The 18044-nt window shown below is 64.3% G+C and carries 22 protein-coding genes; 15 read left to right on the top strand and 7 right to left on the bottom strand.

Going from position 1 to position 18044, the window contains the following annotated elements; all coding sequences use genetic code 11:
* The first annotated feature begins 223 nt into the window (after positions 1 to 223).
* The 3 genes from leuD to EB230_RS05090 all read left to right on the top strand — a co-directional run bounded on the left by leuD (position 224) and on the right by EB230_RS05090 (position 2372).
* Positions 224 to 829: a 3-isopropylmalate dehydratase small subunit gene (leuD, locus tag EB230_RS05080; RefSeq protein WP_056574414.1), complete on the top strand. Its 606-nt coding sequence runs from the start codon at positions 224 to 226 to the stop codon at positions 827 to 829.
* Positions 830 to 893: 64 nt separating this feature from the next.
* A complete protein-coding gene (locus EB230_RS05085) occupies positions 894 to 1832 on the top strand; it encodes a hypothetical protein (protein ID WP_056574417.1) in 939 nt (312 codons plus the stop codon).
* 48 nt (positions 1833 to 1880) lie between these two features.
* On the top strand, positions 1881 to 2372 hold the full coding sequence (locus tag EB230_RS05090; RefSeq protein WP_155772495.1) for an ester cyclase: 492 nt from the start codon (positions 1881 to 1883) through the stop codon (positions 2370 to 2372).
* A 92-nt stretch (positions 2373 to 2464) separates the two neighbouring features.
* On the opposite strand, the gene EB230_RS05095 is transcribed toward EB230_RS05090, so the two are convergent.
* Entirely contained in the window at positions 2465 to 3619 is a 1155-nt protein-coding gene (locus tag EB230_RS05095) for a tetratricopeptide repeat protein (RefSeq protein WP_246738916.1), read from the bottom strand.
* 296 nt (positions 3620 to 3915) lie between these two features.
* Between EB230_RS05095 and EB230_RS05100 the strand changes: the two genes are divergently transcribed.
* From EB230_RS05100 to EB230_RS05115, 4 genes are all read left to right on the top strand, one after another.
* Positions 3916 to 4308: a RidA family protein gene (locus EB230_RS05100; protein ID WP_056574426.1), complete on the top strand. Its 393-nt coding sequence runs from the start codon at positions 3916 to 3918 to the stop codon at positions 4306 to 4308.
* An 8-nt stretch (positions 4309 to 4316) separates the two neighbouring features.
* Positions 4317 to 4667 carry a VOC family protein gene (locus EB230_RS05105; RefSeq protein WP_172375000.1) on the top strand — a complete coding sequence of 117 codons (351 nt, stop codon included), beginning with the start codon at positions 4317 to 4319 and terminating at the stop codon, positions 4665 to 4667.
* Positions 4668 to 4756: 89 nt separating this feature from the next.
* Positions 4757 to 5860 (top strand): 3-isopropylmalate dehydrogenase, encoded by a 1104-nt coding sequence (gene leuB, locus EB230_RS05110; protein WP_172371674.1) that lies wholly within the window; start codon positions 4757 to 4759, stop codon positions 5858 to 5860.
* Positions 5861 to 5864: 4 nt separating this feature from the next.
* Positions 5865 to 6353, top strand: coding sequence for a GNAT family N-acetyltransferase (locus EB230_RS05115; RefSeq protein ID WP_172371676.1), 489 nt, complete (start codon positions 5865 to 5867; stop codon positions 6351 to 6353).
* A 123-nt stretch (positions 6354 to 6476) separates the two neighbouring features.
* Here the strand turns inward: EB230_RS05115 and EB230_RS05120 are convergent, their stop codons facing one another.
* Positions 6477 to 7187: a DUF805 domain-containing protein gene (locus EB230_RS05120; protein WP_172371678.1), complete on the bottom strand. Its 711-nt coding sequence runs from the start codon at positions 7185 to 7187 to the stop codon at positions 6477 to 6479.
* A 204-nt stretch (positions 7188 to 7391) separates the two neighbouring features.
* On the bottom strand, positions 7392 to 9257 hold the full coding sequence (locus tag EB230_RS05125; RefSeq protein WP_172371680.1) for a DEAD/DEAH box helicase: 1866 nt from the start codon (positions 9255 to 9257) through the stop codon (positions 7392 to 7394).
* 457 nt (positions 9258 to 9714) lie between these two features.
* Here EB230_RS05125 and EB230_RS05130 point away from each other — a divergent pair, with 457 nt between their 5' ends.
* Positions 9715 to 10749: an aspartate-semialdehyde dehydrogenase gene (locus EB230_RS05130; protein ID WP_056574440.1), complete on the top strand. Its 1035-nt coding sequence runs from the start codon at positions 9715 to 9717 to the stop codon at positions 10747 to 10749.
* 172 nt (positions 10750 to 10921) lie between these two features.
* Positions 10922 to 11374 (top strand): GNAT family N-acetyltransferase, encoded by a 453-nt coding sequence (locus EB230_RS05135; RefSeq protein ID WP_056574443.1) that lies wholly within the window; start codon positions 10922 to 10924, stop codon positions 11372 to 11374.
* Positions 11375 to 11378: 4 nt separating this feature from the next.
* Here the strand turns inward: EB230_RS05135 and EB230_RS05140 are convergent, their stop codons facing one another.
* Positions 11379 to 11792: an ACT domain-containing protein gene (locus EB230_RS05140; protein WP_172371682.1), complete on the bottom strand. Its 414-nt coding sequence runs from the start codon at positions 11790 to 11792 to the stop codon at positions 11379 to 11381.
* A gap of 189 nt (positions 11793 to 11981) precedes the next feature.
* Between EB230_RS05140 and EB230_RS05145 the strand changes: the two genes are divergently transcribed.
* The 6 genes from EB230_RS05145 (at position 11982) to EB230_RS05170 (ending at position 15477) form a co-directional block, all read left to right on the top strand.
* Positions 11982 to 12887 (top strand): bestrophin family protein, encoded by a 906-nt coding sequence (locus tag EB230_RS05145; protein WP_056574448.1) that lies wholly within the window; start codon positions 11982 to 11984, stop codon positions 12885 to 12887.
* Between the two features lie 137 nt (positions 12888 to 13024).
* A complete protein-coding gene (locus tag EB230_RS05150; protein WP_172371684.1) occupies positions 13025 to 13372 on the top strand; it encodes a metalloregulator ArsR/SmtB family transcription factor in 348 nt (115 codons plus the stop codon).
* A gap of 30 nt (positions 13373 to 13402) precedes the next feature.
* On the top strand, positions 13403 to 13894 hold the full coding sequence (locus EB230_RS05155; protein ID WP_172371686.1) for an SRPBCC domain-containing protein: 492 nt from the start codon (positions 13403 to 13405) through the stop codon (positions 13892 to 13894).
* 155 nt (positions 13895 to 14049) lie between these two features.
* The gene (locus tag EB230_RS05160; RefSeq protein ID WP_172371688.1) at positions 14050 to 14460 is read left to right on the top strand and encodes a DoxX family protein; all 411 of its coding nucleotides are present in this window, start codon (positions 14050 to 14052) and stop codon (positions 14458 to 14460) included.
* Positions 14461 to 14555: 95 nt separating this feature from the next.
* Positions 14556 to 15083 carry an SRPBCC family protein gene (locus EB230_RS05165; RefSeq protein WP_172371690.1) on the top strand — a complete coding sequence of 176 codons (528 nt, stop codon included), beginning with the start codon at positions 14556 to 14558 and terminating at the stop codon, positions 15081 to 15083.
* 130 nt (positions 15084 to 15213) lie between these two features.
* A complete protein-coding gene (locus EB230_RS05170; protein ID WP_172371691.1) occupies positions 15214 to 15477 on the top strand; it encodes a YMGG-like glycine zipper-containing protein in 264 nt (87 codons plus the stop codon).
* Positions 15478 to 15548: 71 nt separating this feature from the next.
* On the opposite strand, the gene rpsP is transcribed toward EB230_RS05170, so the two are convergent.
* The 3 genes from rpsP to ffh all read right to left on the bottom strand — a co-directional run bounded on the left by rpsP (position 15549) and on the right by ffh (position 17999).
* Positions 15549 to 15950, bottom strand: coding sequence for a 30S ribosomal protein S16 (gene rpsP, locus EB230_RS05175; protein ID WP_010912392.1), 402 nt, complete (start codon positions 15948 to 15950; stop codon positions 15549 to 15551).
* Positions 15951 to 16060: 110 nt separating this feature from the next.
* The gene (locus EB230_RS05180) at positions 16061 to 16387 is read right to left on the bottom strand and encodes a chorismate mutase (RefSeq protein ID WP_019862096.1); all 327 of its coding nucleotides are present in this window, start codon (positions 16385 to 16387) and stop codon (positions 16061 to 16063) included.
* A gap of 7 nt (positions 16388 to 16394) precedes the next feature.
* Positions 16395 to 17999, bottom strand: coding sequence for a signal recognition particle protein (ffh, locus tag EB230_RS05185; RefSeq protein ID WP_056574454.1), 1605 nt, complete (start codon positions 17997 to 17999; stop codon positions 16395 to 16397).
* Positions 18000 to 18044 lie beyond the last annotated feature (45 nt).

Below are 18044 nucleotides of genomic sequence, written 5' to 3' on the forward strand. Positions count from 1 at the left end.
AATATGCAACCATTTGGTTGCATGTCAAGCGGCAAGATCTCGCGTCGTGGCGACGCGATGCGGCACCGCGGAAAACATCAGCCTTTGCAAAACCGCAGCCATTTTGGGCGTCATGCATCACCCCTTGTGCCGGCGCGCACGAACAGTTGGCTTTTATTTGCCAGCGGCTTTGTGTAAACGGAGCTTCAGCAAATCCCCCGCAACGAAAACACGGGCCAAAGCCATGGAAAAATTCACCAAGCTCACCGGCGTCGCCGCTCCGATGCCGATCGTCAATGTCGACACCGACATGATCATCCCGAAGGATTATCTGAAGACGATCAAGCGCACCGGGCTCGGCACCGGCCTGTTCGCCGAGATGCGTTACAAGGATGACGGTTCGGAAAACCCGGATTTCGTGCTGAACAAGCCGGCCTACCGCAAGGCGCAGATCCTCGTTGCCGGCGACAATTTCGGCTGCGGTTCGAGCCGCGAGCACGCGCCGTGGGCGCTGCTCGATTTCGGCATACGCTGCGTTATCTCGACCTCGTTCGCCGACATCTTCTACAACAACTGCTTCAAGAACGGCGTGCTGCCGATCACCGTCAGCCCCGAGGATCTCGAGAAGCTGATGGACGACGCCTCGCGCGGCTCCAACGCAACTCTGTCGATCGACCTCGAGGCCAAGGAGATCCGCGGCCCCGATGGCGGCGTCGTCACCTTCGACCTCGACGACTTCAAGCGGCACTGCATGCTCAACGGCCTCGACGACATCGGCCTGACCATGGAGAAGGCCGGCGCCATCGCCTCGTTCGAGAAGCGCAACGCCGAGCAGCGCCCCTGGGCCTGAGCGGCACCATCCGATCCCGGCCGCTTTCAGGCCGGGCTCGCATCGACTGAGGGGAGGGATAGTCATGGCACGTTCGCTTCTTGCCAGCGTTTGCGGGCTGGCCTTGTTGCTGGTTCCCACCATGGGCGGCTTCGCGCAGACGCAGACGCCCGCCGCGCAGCAGACGCCCGCGGCAGCCCAGAAGCCGGCCGACCCGGGATCGTCAAGCACCAGCGACGCGGCGCCCGCCGACAATGACAGCCAGGCGCCGATACCGTTCGAGGGCGGCCAACTGACCATCACGCAGCCGGAGCAGGATGGCGAGAAGGTGCTCGCCTATGACGGCAAGCAGTTGGCCAGCAACTACGATGTCTTCTTCGACAAGATCGTGAAGATCGGCGACGTCAATGTGGCGCTGGTCGATGTCGGCGACGGCGGCAATCAATGCGGCCCGGTAAAGGTCATCGTGTGGAAGCCGGAAGGTGGCGAGATCCAGACCACGACGGTCGAGCAGGACGAATGCGGCGCGCCACCGGCGGCAATCTCCGACAGCGCCATTTATTTCGTGCCCTATCTGCTGCCGGGCGATGAGAAGCCGGCCTTGCAATGGTCGCCGACATCGGGGCTGACCACATCAGGCAATCTGATCTACATGCCCGAACCCGGCACCGACTGGAAGGATATCGACCCGTCGAAATACGACAACATCATCGACGCCTTCCACAATGAGGCCGTCTACAAGGAAGCCGAAAAGCTGCTCGGCAAGGACATGCCCGACATGGCGACCAGCCTGCTGGTCGGCGGCGGCACCGAAAAGACCGCGTCCGGCGTCTTCTATGCCAGCGGCTGCGTGCCGCATGATTGCGGCGGCAATGACGGCTTCATGGCGGTCGACCCGGCCAAGCACAAGCTCTACTTCGCCCGCCGCGGCGACAAGCCCGAGCCGGACGCCTGGCCGCCGACGGCGACATGGCCGGCAGATGTCAAGGAAGCGCTGGACAAGGCGCTTGGGTCGCCGAATTAACGGGTCGCCAGGGCGTCTTCCCGTTGCCATTTGCCGACGGAGGTCACGATGCAGAATCGGCGACAAGTAACGGCAGCCGCGCTGCTTCTTGGCGGCGGCTTGCTCACACCGGCTCTCGCCCGGGCGGCGACCGCGCCGCAATCGCTGGCGGATCGGTTCGCGGCGACATTGAGCGCGGGCGACATCGACGGCTTCTCCGAACTGTTCGCCGACACCTATGTGAATCATCAACAAAGCGCCGCGGCACCGCCGCCGGCGAATGTCACCCCGAAACAGGCGACTGTGGCTTTCTTCAAGGCGCGGCTGGCGGCAATGCCGGATCTCAAGGTCGACATCGAAGTCGTGGTCGCCGACAAGGACCATGTCGCGGCGAGTTTCGTCTACAGCGGTACGCACAAGGGCGCCTATTTCGGCGTCGCACCGACCGGTCGGGCACTTCGCTTCACCTCATGCGACATTTTCCGGGTGCAAGACGATCGCATCGTCGAGCATTGGGGCATGGGCGATATCGCAGGCGTCCTGGCCCAACTGCGAGCCTGACCTCCACCGGCTCACTGTTGGGGGCCCGCCATCCGGCCGGTCGGACGGACTTGCTTCGCGCCTTTAGGCAGCGGTGAAATTCGGCTGAAGCCTTATGGCGAGGTCGGCTTGCCGTCGCCACCGGCAAGCTGGTCGCCGCAGGTTCCGGCCCGCTCTGGATCGAGCGCGATGGCTTTTCGGCAGTCGGCGGCGGCTCCGGTGGCATCGCCGCTCAGCGCCCGCGTCAGCGAACGGACGAACCAGGATCGCGCATCGTTCGCATCGAGCTCGATCGCCTTGCCGAAATCGGCGATGGCGCGATCTTTGTTGCCATTGCTCGCCCAGGCGAGGCCTCGAAAATAATAGCCGTCGACGATCGCCGGATCGAGTTGGATCGCTTTGCTGGCGTCGGCGATCGCGCGCAACCAGCCATCCTTGCTGAGCCAGGCCGCGCTGCGGTTGGCATAGGCTTCGGCACTCTTGGGGTCGATACCGATGGCGGCGTCGTAGTCGGCCATCGCTTGATCGAACTCACCCCGGTTGAGGCGGTTGAGGGCGCGGTTGAGAAGCGCGATCATGTCGGTCGGGTCAAGCCGGATAGCCTCATCATATTCGGCGCTCGCCTTGTCGCGCTCACCTTTCCTGTCCCAAGCCTGACCGAGTCCCGTATGCGCCGCGCTGTTTTGCGCATCGGCCTCGATCGCCTGCTGGTAATCCACCATAGCCGCGTCGATATTGCCCTTGCGCAGGAAGGCCGCGCCGCGGCTGGAATAGGCCTCGCTGGCGGACGGCTCCAAGCTTATGGTGACGTCGAAGTCGGCTATTGCGCGGTCGTCGTCTCCCTTGTTGTACCAGTCGGCGCCACGGTTGAAGTAGGCCGCAGCCTGCTTGGGATCGATCGCGATCGCCTCGCCATAGTCGGCGATCGCACCGTCCCAGTCTTCCTTGTCGTTCCGGGCGGAAGCTCGGTAGAAGTAAGCTTTGGCGCGCAGGAGCAACGCTTCGGTCGTGTCCTCTGCAATCACCGAGCAGGCGGCGATGCGCCGGTCGGCCGCGCCATCGTCGACGCTCGCTTCGTTCCCGTAGATGGGCCCGCTGTCGTCGTCCGAGCCTTTTTCATCACCGAAGCAAAGCGCATAGTCCCGTGTAACGGCCGAAGACGGAGCGGTCAGAGCACCAAGCATGATAACAACTGCAAGGACTACCAGGGGCCCGCGCAATAGCCCGGCAACAAATGCGCGTGCCAGCGCGTCGGTGCGGCGTAACATGGCTCTGACCCCCCAGAGTTACTGCGACTGCTCTCGCGGATACTTATAGTTCCGCTTTTGTTCCTAAATGCAAGCAGAAATTGCAGTGTTCGTTGAAAACGATAGATTCCCTTTGGAGGGGTTGGCGAGTTCGGACGGGAAGCAACATTGCTTGGCTTTCCGAACGACGAACGCCCGGCGAGCAGAGAACTGGCCCGCTGGCATTGGAGATATTGCACCGTCGATTGGTCTGCGTTGGCCCATGGCTGGATCAGGTCTTGTCTGCAAAGTGGCGGCGCCGATTTTTGAGGACATCCATGCGAAAACTCATCTCCACCGGCTCTCCGTTCGAAAAGACCGCCGGCTATTCGCGGGCCGTGGTGCAGGGCGACTGGTGCTTCGTGTCGGGGACGACCGGCTACGACTATGCGACGATGACGATGCCGGAGACCGTCGAGGCGCAGACGCGCAACTGCCTGGCGACGATCGGCAAGGCGCTGAAGGAGGGCGGCTTCGACATGGCCGACGTGGTGCGGGCGCATTACTACATCACCGACCAGGCCTTTGTGGACGCGGTTTTCCCGATCCTGGGCGAGACGTTCGGCGACATCAGGCCGGCGGCGACGATGATCGTCTGCCAGCTCAACAAGCCGGAAATGAAGATCGAGATCGAAGTCACGGCGCTGCGGCGGACGGCTGCGGGATCTTGAGGAAGCCCGTGAAGGTCCGGCGCATCGTTGCCAATATCGAGACCCGGGATGCGGTAGCGGCGAAGCGCTTCTATCATGACGTGCTGGGCCTCGACGTGCTGATGGATCGGGGCTGGATCGCCACCTACGGTTCCAAGGAACAAATGCAGGTGCAGGTCAGCTTCATGGAGCAAGGCGGCTCCGGCACGCCGGTGCCGGATCTGTCGATCGAGGTCGACGATGTCGACGAGGCGCTTGCCGCCATGAAGGAAGCCGGCTTCGCCATCGAATACGGCCCGGCCGACGAGCCCTGGGGTGTACGGCGCTTCTATGTGCGCGATCCGCTGGGCCGGCTGGTCAACATTCTCTCGCATCGGTGAATGCGCTTCTCAAGCGCAGGCTTGCGCCGCAAGCGCTTGGCGTTTAGCAAGGCCGCGGTTCAAATTCTTTTTCTGGGACGGTTTTCTCCATGGCAACGAAGCATCTTTTCCTGCTCCCCGGCGACGGCATCGGCCCCGAGGCCATGGCCGAGGTCAAGAAACTGATATCGGCCATGAACGAAAAGCTCGGCAGCGGCTTCGCCACCGATGAGGGCCTGGTCGGCGGATGCGCCTACGATGCGCATGGTGCGGCCATTTCCGATGCCGACATGGCCAAGGCGATGGCGGCGGACGCGGTGCTGTTCGGTGCCGTCGGCGGTCCGAAATGGGATGCGGTGCCCTACGAGGTGCGCCCCGAAGCCGGCCTGCTGCGGCTGCGCAAGGACATGGAGCTGTTCGCCAATCTGCGCCCCGCCATCTGCTATCCGGCGCTGGCGGCGTCCTCCTCGCTCAAGCAGGAGGTGGTCGAAGGCCTCGACATCCTGATCGTGCGCGAACTCACCGGCGGCGTCTATTTCGGCGAGCCCAAGCAGATCATCGATCTCGGCAACGGCCAGAAGCGCGGCATCGACACCCAGGTCTACGACACGTTCGAGATCGAGCGCATTTCGGGCGTCGCCTTCGAACTGGCGCGGACCCGCAAGAACCACGTCACCTCGATGGAAAAGCGCAACGTCATGAAGTCCGGCGTGCTGTGGAACGAGGTCGTCACCCAGACCCACAAGGCGCGGTACGCCGACGTCAAGCTCGACCACATGCTGGCCGACGCCGGCGGCATGCAGCTGGTGCGCTGGCCAAAGCAGTTCGACGTCATCGTCACCGACAATCTGTTCGGCGACATGCTGTCCGACATCGCCGCCATGCTGACCGGCTCGATCGGCATGCTGCCGTCGGCCTCGCTCGGCGCGCCCGACGTCAAGACCAAGAAGCGCAAGGCGCTCTACGAGCCGGTGCACGGTTCGGCGCCCGACATTGCCGGCAAGGGCATCGCCAACCCGATCGCCATGATCGCGTCCTTCGCCATGTGCCTGCGCTATTCCTTCGGCATGGTCGCGGAAGCCGACAAGCTCGAAGCCGCGATCGCCGCCGTGCTCGACGATGGCCTGCGCACCAAGGACATTCTCTCCGCCGGCATGACCGAGGTCGGAACCGTCGAGATGGGTGACGCGATCATCGCCAAGTTCCTGGGCTGATCCCATGCCGGTCGACGTCCGTTGGGCGACGGCCGCGGATGCCTCCGCACTTGCGGTCATGCTGTGCGCCATGGCGGCGCATTACCGGCAGCCACCGCTCGACCATGAGCGGGCTTTGTCCGCGGCGCGCAAATGGCTTGGCGAGGAAAGCCCGGCCTATCCGCATTTTGCGCTCGCCTTCGTTGAAGATGAGGTCAGCGGGTTGGCGTCGGTGGCGATCGCGCATCCGGGCGTCGATCTCGAGCGGCTGCTGTTCCTCAAGGATCTGTTCGTGCGTGACCAGGTCCGTGGCGCCGGCGTCGGCCGGGCGCTCATCGATTTTCTCGCCGATCATTGCCTCAGCCACGGTATCGGCCGCATTGATCTGACCACCGAGGACTGGAACGAGGGCGCGCTGCGCTTCTACGCGCGGCTCGGCGCCGAACGGCACGGCCAGAAGATTTTTCTCAGGTTTTCGGGCGACGCGCTGAAGGTGTTAAAACCTGACGCCTGACGCCTGACGTCGGGTCGGCCTCCCGCGCGATCACCGGCTGAAGGTGGCTCTCCGGGGACGACTTGACCGCCTGTTTCTATGCAGTTTCAGGTCAGAAAGATTTCAGTCTTTGGAAACTGCCCCCTAAATCCTCACACCCACCGGCACCGGTCCCCACTGGTTTTCGCGTCCCTGTGTCGGGATCAGTGCGAAGACCAGGATGATCAGGCTGCCGAAGGTCGGGATCAGGATGAGCAGGCAGAGCCAGCCCGACAGGCCGAGGTCGTGCAGGCGGCGCACGATCATGCCGAGGCTGGGGAAGAACGTGGCCAGCAGGAAAGCGCCAAACAGCCCGATCGTCACCACCGGTATCTCGATGCTGCCGAAAGTGCCTATCTGGACATCGATGAGAACGCCGACGCCGATGACCACCAGCAGCGCGATCGTCCAGAACAGGCAATAGGCCCAATATTCCTTGCGGCGGGCGCGGCCGGCGAAATTGAAATAGTTCCCGGTCATCGCTCGCCAGAAATAGGACCAGAGATCCGTGGGCCCGGCTGGCTCGGCCGACCGGCCGAAGGGGTGCGCCCGCGATGCGACGGCAGCCGGCGCGGGATCGGCTTGAGCCGGTGCGGCGCTGGCGGCGGCGTCGGCGGCCGGGCTTGCGGCCTGGACGGCGATCGAAAAAACGTCACGGGCCTGGCCGCCGCCCGCCTGGAACTCGACCGCCGTTCCCCTGGGCATCGCGGTTTCCCGGCGAAGGTTCTCGCGGGTGAAGGTGTAGCGGTTGCCGTCGGATCCGGTGATGAAGCCGAAGCCCTGGTCCTCGTCATAATGGAGCACTTCGCCGCGCATCACCCGCCCCCTTGTCGCCGCGTCCCCAAGGTGTGGCACAGGGCCGAGCCCATGGGCAAGCCGTGCGACCATCTGCGCCGGGCGCTGGGGCTGGATGATCGACCCGCTGCGCGCCTATCAAGGCCGGTCTGAAGGAGAGTGCGCGCGGGCGGCGTGCGGAACACCAGGCGCCGTGACCGCGACGGCTCGCCGCTTCAGCGGGTCTTACGATGGCCGCTTCGGCTTCTTGTGCTTTGGCGGGCCGGCATTGTCGAATTTCGGCTTGCCCGGCTTCCTTGCCCAGGGCTTTGCCTCATGCGCGGCTGCCGGGCGCTGGTCGGCTGCGGCCGGTGCGCGCTTCGCGAATTTGCCCTTCGGCGCGTTCGGATCGAATGGCGCCTTGCCGCGATGCGGTTTCTTTTCCGGGCTTGGCGGCTGGTAGCCGGCGCGCGACAGATCCGGCGTGCCCTCGAGCCGCTTCACCACGATGTTGCCCTGCAATTTGCGGTCGGGTCCGATGGCGGCCAGAAAACGATCGGCCCAGTCCGCCGCGATCTGCACGAAAGTCTCCTCCGGCTGCATCTTGATGGCGCCGATCTCGCGCTTGGAGATGCTGCCGGCCCGGCACAGCATCGGGATCAGCCAGCGCGGCTCGGCATTCTGCCGGCGCCCGACCGAAAGCGAGAACCAGACGCTGGCGCCGAAATCGTCGCGGCGGCTGGGCGCCTCGTCGCGGGGCGTGAATTTCTCGCCCGGCGTTCGTTCACGCGAAGGCGTGAACGGGGCGACGTCCATCAGATCCTCGGGCGCCGAACGGCTGGCGCGGCACTGGCGCACGAAGGCGGCCGCCACCTGCTCGGCGCCATGACGGGAGAGAAGCGCGTCGATGAAGGTGCGCTCGTCATCCTTCACCGGCTCATCGAAGGCCGGGTCGGCGAGGATGCGCTCGTCGTCGCGGCGGATCACGTCGTCGGCCGAGGGCGGGCTTGCCCATGTCGCCTTCAGGCCGGCGTTCTGCAGCAGCCGTTCGGTGCGCCTGCGGGCGCTGCCCGGCACGATCAGCGCGCTGACGCCCTTGCGCCCGGCGCGCCCGGTGCGGCCGCTGCGGTGCAGCAGCGTTTCCGGGTTGGTCGGCAGATCGGCGTGGATAACCAGTTCGAGATTGGGCAGGTCGATGCCGCGCGCGGCGACGTCCGTCGCGATGCAGACCTTGGCGCGGCCGTCGCGCATGGCCTGCAGCGCGTGGCTGCGCTCATTCTGGCTGAGCTCGCCCGACAGCGCCACGACCGAAAAATTGCGGTTGTTGAAGCGCGCGGTGAGATGATTGACGGCGGCGCGCGTGTTGCAGAACACCAGCGCGTTCTTCGCCTCATAGAAACGCAGCACGTTGATGATGGCGTTCTCGCGATCGGCCTGGGCGACGTTCAGCGCCCGGTATTCGATGTCGAGATGCTGCTTCTCCTCGCCGGCGGCGGAGATGCGCACGGCATCGCGCTGGTACCCTTGAGCCAGCGTCGCGATCGAGCGCGGCACGGTGGCCGAGAACATCAGCGTGCGGCGCTCGGCCGGGGCGGCGTCGAGGATGAATTCAAGGTCTTCGCGAAAGCCGAGGTCGAGCATCTCGTCGGCCTCGTCGAGCACCACGGCCTTGAGCGCCGACATGTCGAGCGATTGCCGTGTGATGTGGTCGCGCAGCCGGCCGGGCGTACCGACGACGATGTGGGCGCCGCGCTCCAGCGCGCGCCGCTCGGTGCGCATGTCCATGCCGCCGACGCAGGACGCCACGGTGGCGCCGGTCGGCTCGTAAAGCCATTCCAGTTCGCGCGTCACCTGCAGCGCCAGCTCCCGCGTCGGCGCCACCGCCAGTGCCAGCGGTGCCGTGGCCGCGCCAAAACGTTCCGCGCCGTCGAGCAGCGTCGGGGCCATGGCAAGGCCGAAGGCCACTGTCTTGCCCGAACCGGTCTGCGCCGACACCAATGCGTCGGCCTGGCCGAGTTCCAGCACTGCCTTCTGCACCGGCGTCAGCTCGGCATAGCCACGTTTTTCCAGCGCCTTTGCCAGCGCGGGAACAATACCTTCGAAGTTGGACATCTCGCTCTTTCGGAATTCAGGGGTCTGCGCTCATCATGGAGCACGAGCCGGGGCCGGCGCCGCGCCAGCCAAACAATCTTGGCCGTACGTACTTCTTGGCGTCGCTCTTGTACAGGGCGCGCCATGAAGGCCATGCGACGCCGCCAATTGACTCCTGCCGCAAACCGCGTAAAAGCCCGCCTCGAACGGGATTGTCTTCGATGCGCGGCCTTTTGATGGCTCTTCTTGCATTCGACGCCCCCAGCCACAATGTTAAGCATTGGGCCGGGCGCTTGGACGCGTCCGTCCGTTCCAGCAAAACCCCATTCTTGGCCGAGAAAACTGGCAAAACCACCACCAAAACGGTGTGATTCCCTTGGCCTAACCACCCTCTCCCGGGTCCGGCCCGGGGGACGGAACCCGCATCGGCCGGCGGGTTTTCTCCAAAAACCAAGCGGAGAGGGACAGGAGATATCAGATGAGTTTCAAGGTTGCAGTCGTCGGCGCCACGGGCAATGTGGGCCGGGAAATGCTCAACATACTGGAGGAGCGCGGCTTTCCGGTAAGCGAAGTGGTGGCGCTGGCCTCGCGGCGCAGCCAGGGCACGGAAGTGTCGTTCGGCGACCGCACGCTGAAGGTCAGGACGCTCGACCAGTATGATTTTTCCGACACCGACATCTGCATCATGTCGGCCGGCGGCAATGTCTCCAAGGAATGGTCGCCGAAGATCGGCAAGCAGGGCTGCGTCGTCATCGATAATTCGTCGGCCTTCCGCTACGACCAGGACGTCCCGCTGATCGTGCCGGAAGTGAACCCGGACGCGATCTCGCTGTTCACGCGCAAGAACATCATCGCCAACCCGAACTGCTCGACGGCGCAGCTCGTCGTGGCGCTGAAGCCGCTGCACGATTTCGCCACCATCAAGCGCGTCGTCGTCGCCACCTACCAGTCGGTGTCGGGCGCCGGCAAGGAAGGCATGGACGAGCTCTTTACCCAGACCCGCGCGGTGTTTGTCGCCGACCAGGTCGACGTCAAGAAGTTCACCAAGCGCATCGCCTTCAACGTCATCCCGCATATCGATGTCTTCCTCGACGACGGCTTCACCAAGGAAGAGTGGAAGATGGTCGCCGAGACCAAGAAGATGCTCGACCCCAAGATCAAGCTGACGGCGACCTGCGTGCGCGTGCCGGTGTTCATCGGCCATTCGGAAGCGGTCAATATCGAGTTCGAGAAGCCCATCACTGCCGACGAGGCGCGCGATATCCTGCGCGACGCTCCTGGCTGCCAGGTCTTGGACAAGCGCGAGGATGGCGGCTACATCACGCCGCTCGAATCGGCTGGCGAGGACGCCACCTTCATATCGCGCATCCGCGAGGATTCGACCGTTGACAACGGCCTGTCGATGTGGGTGGTGTCGGACAATCTGCGCAAGGGCGCGGCGCTCAACGCGGTGCAGATCGCCGAGCTTTTGGTCGAGCGCGGCCTGATCCAGCCAAAGAAGAAGGCGGCCTGACGGCGTTTAGTTTTCGCTCACGGGCCGTACCGCCGCTTGCGCGGCGGGCACTCCGCGGGGGCGCCGGACGACCGGCGGCCCGCTGTCGCGGGCTCGGCCTTTGGCCGTTAGCTCCCTTCTCCCCGTTACGGGGAGAAGGTCCCGGTAGGGGGACCAGGGGCGGCGCCGGCCTATGAGCGATCGCACCAAAATCACTCTGCGCCCGGCTATCGGTTCGGATGCCGCCGCCATCGCGACCATGATGCGCGCGTCGCTCAACGCTTTCGACTGGATGCCGGTGCTGCATACGCCGGAGGAAGACCTCTTCTTCATTCGCGACATCGTGCTGCCACGGCAGCAGGTGACGGTCGCGGAAGCCGGTGGCGCGATTGTCGGCTTCATCGCCGTCAGCGGCGATTGGGTCGAACAACTCTACCTCGACCCGGCCTGGACGGGGCATGGCATAGGCAGCCGGTTGCTGATCGACGCGACCGCTGCCCTGCCGGTCGTGAAACTCCATTGCTTCCAGGCCAACACCGGCGCCCGGCGCTTCTATGAGCGCCATGGGTTCCGTGCGGAAGCGTTCGGCGATGGCACCACCAACGAGGAAGGCCTGCCGGATATTCTGTATGTCCGCGGACACTGACCGCTTACCGAGCCCGTCCGTTCCCTGCCGCCAGTCCCCGCAACAAGAATATTGCCTCCTCCGCCCGCTCGGCCGGCACGAACAGATGATCGTGATAGAATGCCGAAACCGGATTGACGCCCATGCCGGCGCTGGCCAGCCGTGTGGTGATGGCGGCGAGGAAGCCGACGGCTTCCAGCGATGAGTGGATGTTCAGCGTGATCATCCGGCAGCGGAACGAGGCGGTCAGTCCGGCTGCCTTTGCTGCCTCCTCCGTCACGATCAGTGTCGTGCCCTCGTGCTCGCGGAACAGCATCACGGGGTCGAGGTTCTTCGGCTGGGAAACTCCAGGCGCCAGCGTGACAAAGACATAGATGCTGTCGAGCAGTTCCGGTGTCATTGACGCCAACAGGGTCTTCAGATCGGTTTCGCCGGCCATTCTTCTCTTCTCGCCTGTCTCGGGCGGGCCATGGCCCGCAGGCTTCCCAGTATCCGTAACCTGTACATGGCGATAGTCCGCACACCGGGCGCGCGACATCGCGATGTCGCTGACGGCTGGGCTTGCGGATCTGGCGCATCGCACAATACAGGAGTTGAGGGCCGATGCCGGTCCGTGAAAGAGCCGCCCATGATCGTTCGCCCGCGCCCCAACTTCCTGCAGCTGTTCTTCATCATGCGCGGTTCCGTGGTGCCGCGCATCCTGCCGCAGATCTTTGGGTTCGCCATCTATTCGGCGGTCATCCTTGCCCTGGCGCGGTGGTTCAAGCTCGATCTCGGCGTCTTCAACATCGCGCCGTTCGGATTGGTGGGCGTGACGCTGTCCATCTATCTGTCGTTCCGCAACAACGCCGCCTATGACCGCTGGTGGGAGGCACGCAAGCTGTGGGGCACGCTGGTCTTCGAAGTCCGCAACCTGGCGCGCGCCACCACCAGCCTGATCGCCGATCCGGCCGAACAGCGTGCCTTGCTCATGGAGGCGCTGGCCTTCTGCCATTTCCTGCGCGGCCAGTTGCGCAAGACCGACAGCATCAAGGACGCCCGTGCCTTTATCGACGCCGAAGCGGAGACGGTTGCAGCCTTTGCCAATCCGGCGGATGAGATGGTCAGGCGCATGGGCCGGCGCGCCAACGCGCAGCGCCGGGCGGGCGAGGTCGATTCGATCGGCTTCCGCATCCTCGATGAAAGGCTGGCGTCGATCACCGCCATCCAGGCCGGCTGCGAGCGGATCGCCGGCACGCCCTTGCCCTTCGCCTATACGCTGCTTGTGCATCGCACGGCCTACATCGTCTGCCTTCTCCTGCCGATCGGGCTGATCTCGACCACGGGCTGGGCGACGCCGCTGTTCACCGCGCTGATCGCCTACACCTTCTTCGGCCTCGACGCGCTTTCGGAAGAGCTCGAGGATCCTTTCGGCACCGAGGCCAACGACCTCGCCCTCGACGGCCTGTGCCGCGTCTGCGAGATCTCGGTGTTCGAGGCACTTGGCGAAACACCGCCGAAAATGCTCCCGGCCGAAAAGTTCTATTTCTCATAGCAAGTCCTGGTTCTGCGGGCATTCGAACCGCACGGGTCTGGCGAGTGGCATTTCGGCCACCTCAACGCGGGCCTTGACGTATCGGCCCGAGTCTCGTATCAAACTAAAAGGTTATATAACCATTTGGTTTGATAAGCATGACGACCGACAGTCTCAGCCTGACCCTCGCTGCGCTTGCAGACCCGACGCGGCGCGCCATCCTGGCGCGGTTGTCGCGCGGCGAGGCTTCGGTGACGGAGCTGGCGGAGCCGTTTGCCATGAGCTTTCCGGCGGTGTCGAAGCATCTCAAGGTGCTGGAACGTGCCGGCCTTGTAGTGCGCGGCCGTGACGCGCAGTTCCGGCCGCGCCGCCTGCAGCCGGAGCCACTGCGCGAGATCGACGCGTGGCTAGAATCCTATCGCGTGCTGTGGGACGGGCGGTTCGATCGGCTCGAAACCTATCTGCAGGCCTTGCAAAAGGGAGATCCCGACGTCAGCCATAGCTGAAGCCGCCGGCCCATTCAAAGAGGGGAAAAAGTGACAGATCAGTCGATAGAACTTCCGTCCGCCGACCCGGCGATCATCATCACCAGGACGTTCGATGCGCCGCGTGCTCTGATGTTCAAGCTGTTTACCGATCCCTATCATCTGGTGCGGTTCTGGGGGCCGGAAGGATCGAGCTACCCGATCTGCCAGATGGATGTGCGGCCGGGTGGCGAATGGCGCCTGACTATGCGTTTCGCCGACGGCAGCGAGTATCCAACCAACAGCGTCTACCTTGAGATCGCCCCGCCGGAACGGATCGTCTACCGCGACGCGCCGCTCGACCGCAGCCAATGGCAGGACAGCCTGCCCGCACCCAATATGGTGACGACTATCGTGTTCGAGGATTTCGGCGGCGGGACGCGGATCGTCGCCACTATCCGCGCCAACTCGATCGCCGCCCGGGACATGGCGGTGAAGATGGGCTTCGGCCAGATGGTGATGGCGAGCTACGCGCGCCTGGAGGCCTATCTCAAGACGCTTTGAACGAAGCGCGGTCCCGATGTCGCGTCGCGGGCCGCCGCACCGGACAGCAAAAAGAATCCGTGGTGTGTCGGGTCATCGTGCCGACGCGCGTCCTTGGATCGACCTTCGCCAAGAAGGCCGGCGTGCCTGAACCTGAATCACCGGAGGGAACATCAATGAGCATTTCCGAAGCCGCACCCGTTTCGACTGGCGCCCTGTGGACCGGCCGCGTACTCAGCGGCATCATCGTGCTGTTCATGATCTTCGACGGCGCCATTAAATTGCCGCCACTCGACATCGTCACCCAGACCATGGTGCCGCTTGGCTGGCCAGCAGATCCTGATATGGCCCGCTTGCTTGGCGTCATCGGCCTGGTGTCGACGGCGCTCTACGCCTGGTCGCGCACTTCGGTGCTCGGCGCCATCCTGCTAACCGCCTATATGGGCGGCGCCATCGCAACCAAGCTGCGCATCGACAGCCCGCTGTTCTCGCACACGCTGTTCGGCGTTTATCTCGGTGTCATACTGTGGGGCGGCCTCTATCTGCGCGACCCCAGGCTGCGCGCATTGATCCCTTTCAGCCGATAAGCACATTGTTTTGGCCCAATTCCCCAAGGAAGCGCCATGCGCTTTCTCGGGGAGATCGCTTCACACTTTTCCTGGAATTGCCTTGGGAGAGAAAAATGTTCAGCATCATCCTCATCATTCTGCTCGTCATCATCGCCGCCGTCCTCATCCATGCCGCGACTCGGCCCAATGATTTCGTCACCACCCGCACCGCCACCATCAAGGCTCCGCCGGAAGCGATCTTCCCGCTGATCGATGATTTCAGTCGCTGGCCGGCTTGGTCGCCTTACGAAAAGCTTGACCCCAACATGAAGCGCGCTCTCTCCGGCGCGCAAAGCGGCAAGGGCGCCGTCTATGCCTGGGAAGGCAATGGCAAGGCCGGCAAGGGGCGCATGGAGATTGTCAATTCGGTGCCGTACTCGCTGGTGTCGCTCAAGCTCGATTTCGAGAAGCCGTTCCGGGCCAACAACAGCGTCGACTTCACCTTGACGCCTTCGGGCGACAACACCGCCGTCAGCTGGGCCATGCGCGGCAGCCGCCCCTTCATCGCCAAGCTGATGGGCCTGTTCATGAATTTCGACACGCTGATCGGCCGGGATTTCGAGGTTGGTCTCGCCAATCTGAAGCGCCTCGGCGAGGCATGATCGGCGTGGGACGATACTGCTCGCTCAAGCGAGAAAGGTCGAGATCGTCATTCTCCTCGGGATCAAATCAGCCGTCTGAGAGTTAAGGAGTCGGCGGCGAGACGGCGACCCGCGTGAGAGAGGAACGAAAATGAAGAAAATCCTGGCTATTCTGGTATTGGCGACGGCGCTCGGTGCGTGCTCGCAGACGGAAAAAGGCGCCGCGGTCGGTGGCCTTGGCGGTGCTGCGATCGGCGCGGCCGTGGCCGGAGATCCGGTCCAAGGTGCTGTCGTCGGAGGCGCCGTTGGCGCCGTTGCGGGCGCCCTGATAGGCCATGCCAGCGAAAGCGGCCAATGCCGTTATCGCGATCGTCACGGCCGTGTCTATGTAGACCGCTGCCCGAGCGGCTATTGACCGGCACTGGACTTTAGTCGGCAAAACGGCGGGCACAGGCCCGCCGTTTCGTCGATGCGATGAACCAATATTTATTCGGCCGTGGCGGCTTCCGCCTCGGCGGGTGCTGCGGCAGCGGCGGCAACCGCGGCGGCTGCGTCTTCCTGCGCCTTCTTCAGAAGGGCTGCGCGTTCCTGGGCCTTCTTGCCGGGCTCCGCCTTCTTCGGGTTGGAGCGGGCGTCGCGCTTGGCAAGGCCCGCCTCGTCGAGGAAGCGCAGCACGCGGTCGGTCGGCTGGGCGCCGTGCGACAGCCAGTGCTTGACGCGATCGGCGTCAACCTTGACGCGCTCGCCGTCCTTCGGAAGCAGCGGGTTCCACGAGCCGAGCGACTCGATGAACCGGCCGTCGCGCGGCGAACGGGCGTCGGCAACGACGACGTGGTAGTAAGGACGCTTCTTCGAGCCCGCACGGGCCAGTCTGATCTTCAGTGCCATTTCTTTTCTCCTAAAAGCTCTGATTTCGTTGATCGGTTTGTGGCTGAATTTCTTGTCTGTGCATGTCGTTGTCCCAAAACCGCTGAGCACTTTCGGGCGACATGCACCGGTCAGCCGGTTTTCGTCACGCCGTTGGCAGCGGCGATCTGTTCGTGGTGGCGGATCACTTCGCGGACGACGAAGTTCAGGAACTTCTCCGCGAAATCGGGGTCGAGATGCGCGTCCTTCGCCAGCTGGCGAAGGCGGGCGATCTGCTGCTGTTCGCGCGCCGGGTCGGCCGGCGGCAGGCCATGCTCGGCCTTGAGCACGCCGACCGCCTTGGTGCAGCGGAAGCGCTCGGCCAGCATGTGGATGAGGGCGGCATCGATGTTGTCGATCGAGGCGCGATAGCCGGCCAGGATGGTGCGGGCGTCGGCCATGTCTTTTTCTTCGTTCACAGCTTCCTCACTTCTTCTTGCCAAGCCCAGGCAGTCCGCCACCGCCGAGGCCGGGAAGCCCCGGAAGTTTCATGCCGCCGGGCAGACCGGGCAGGCCGCCGCCGGGAAGACCCCCCGGCAAGCCTTTCATGCCGCCGAGGCCCGCGGCCTGCGCCTGCTTCTGCAAGGCTTCCAACTGCTTGGGATCCATCTTCGACAGATCGGGCATGCCGCCGCCCATCATACCCCCTGGGCCGCCGGGCATCATGCCGCCAAGGCCCATCTTGGAGGCGAGGCCGCCCATCATGCCGCGCATGAGGCCGCCGCCTTTGCCCTTGCCGCCCATCGCCTTCATCATGTCGGCCATGCCGCGATGCATCTTCAGGAGCTTGTTGATCTCGGCCGCGTCGGTGCCGGAGCCGGCGGCGATGCGCTTCTTGCGCGAGTGCTTGAGCATATCCGGATTGGCGCGCTCGGCCTTGGTCATCGAGGAGATGATGGCAAGCTGGCGGCCGAACATCTTGTCGTCGAGGCCGGCGGCGGCCATCTGGTCCTTCATCTTGCCCATGCCGGGCATCATGCCCATGATGCCGCCCATGCCGCCCATCTTCGACATCTGCTGAAGCTGCTGGGCGAGGTCGTTCAGGTCGAACTTGCCCGATTGCATCTTCTTGGCCATCGCCGCCGCTTGCTCGGCGTCGATGTTCTCGGCGGCCTTTTCGACGAGCGAGACGATGTCGCCCATGCCGAGGATGCGGTCGGCGATGCGCTTGGGGTGGAATTCCTCCAGCCCGTCCATCTTCTCACCGGTGCCGATCAGCTTGATCGGCTTGCCAGTGACGGCGCGCATCGAAAGGGCGGCACCACCGCGACCGTCGCCGTCCATGCGGGTCAGCACAAGGCCGGTGATGCCGACACGGTCGTCGAAGCTCTTCGCCAGATTGACGGCGTCCTGGCCGGTCAGCGAATCCGCCACCAGCAGGATTTCGTGCGGGCTCGACACCTTCTTGATGTCGGCCATCTCGACCATCAGCGGCTCGTCGATATGCGTGCGGCCGGCGGTGTCGAGGATAACGACGTCGTGGCCGCCGAGCTTGGCCGCCTGCACGGCGCGCTTGGCGATATCGACCGGGTTCTGGCCGGCAATGATCGGCAGCGTCGCGACCTTGACCTGCTCGCCGAGCTGGCGCAGCTGCTCCTGCGCGGCGGGACGCCGCGTGTCGAGCGAGGCCATCAGGACCTTCTTGTTCTGCCGCTCGGTCAGCCGGTTGGCGATCTTGGCCGAGGTGGTCGTCTTGCCGGAGCCCTGCAGGCCGACCATCATGATGACGACGGGCGCCGGCGCATTGAGGTCGATGGCGACGCCCTCGGCGCCCAGCATGTCGACCAGCTCGTCATGGACGATCTTGACGACCATCTGGCCGGGTTTGATCGACTTGAGGACCGCGGCGCCGACGGCCTTCTCGCGCACCTTGTCGGTGAAGGACCGCACCACTTCCAGCGCCACGTCCGCCTCGAGCAGCGCACGGCGCACCTCACGCAGCGCCGCCGAGACATCCGCCTCCGACAGCGCGCCGCGGCCTGTCAGGCCGTTCAGGATGGAGCCAAGACGCTCCTGCAGCGATTCAAACATCGATCGTCCTTCAATCTCGGTTCGGGTTCGATCCGAGAGGTAATG

This window comes from Mesorhizobium sp. NZP2234 (genome assembly GCF_013170765.1).
In the GTDB taxonomy this organism is placed as follows: domain Bacteria; phylum Pseudomonadota; class Alphaproteobacteria; order Rhizobiales; family Rhizobiaceae; genus Mesorhizobium; species Mesorhizobium loti_D.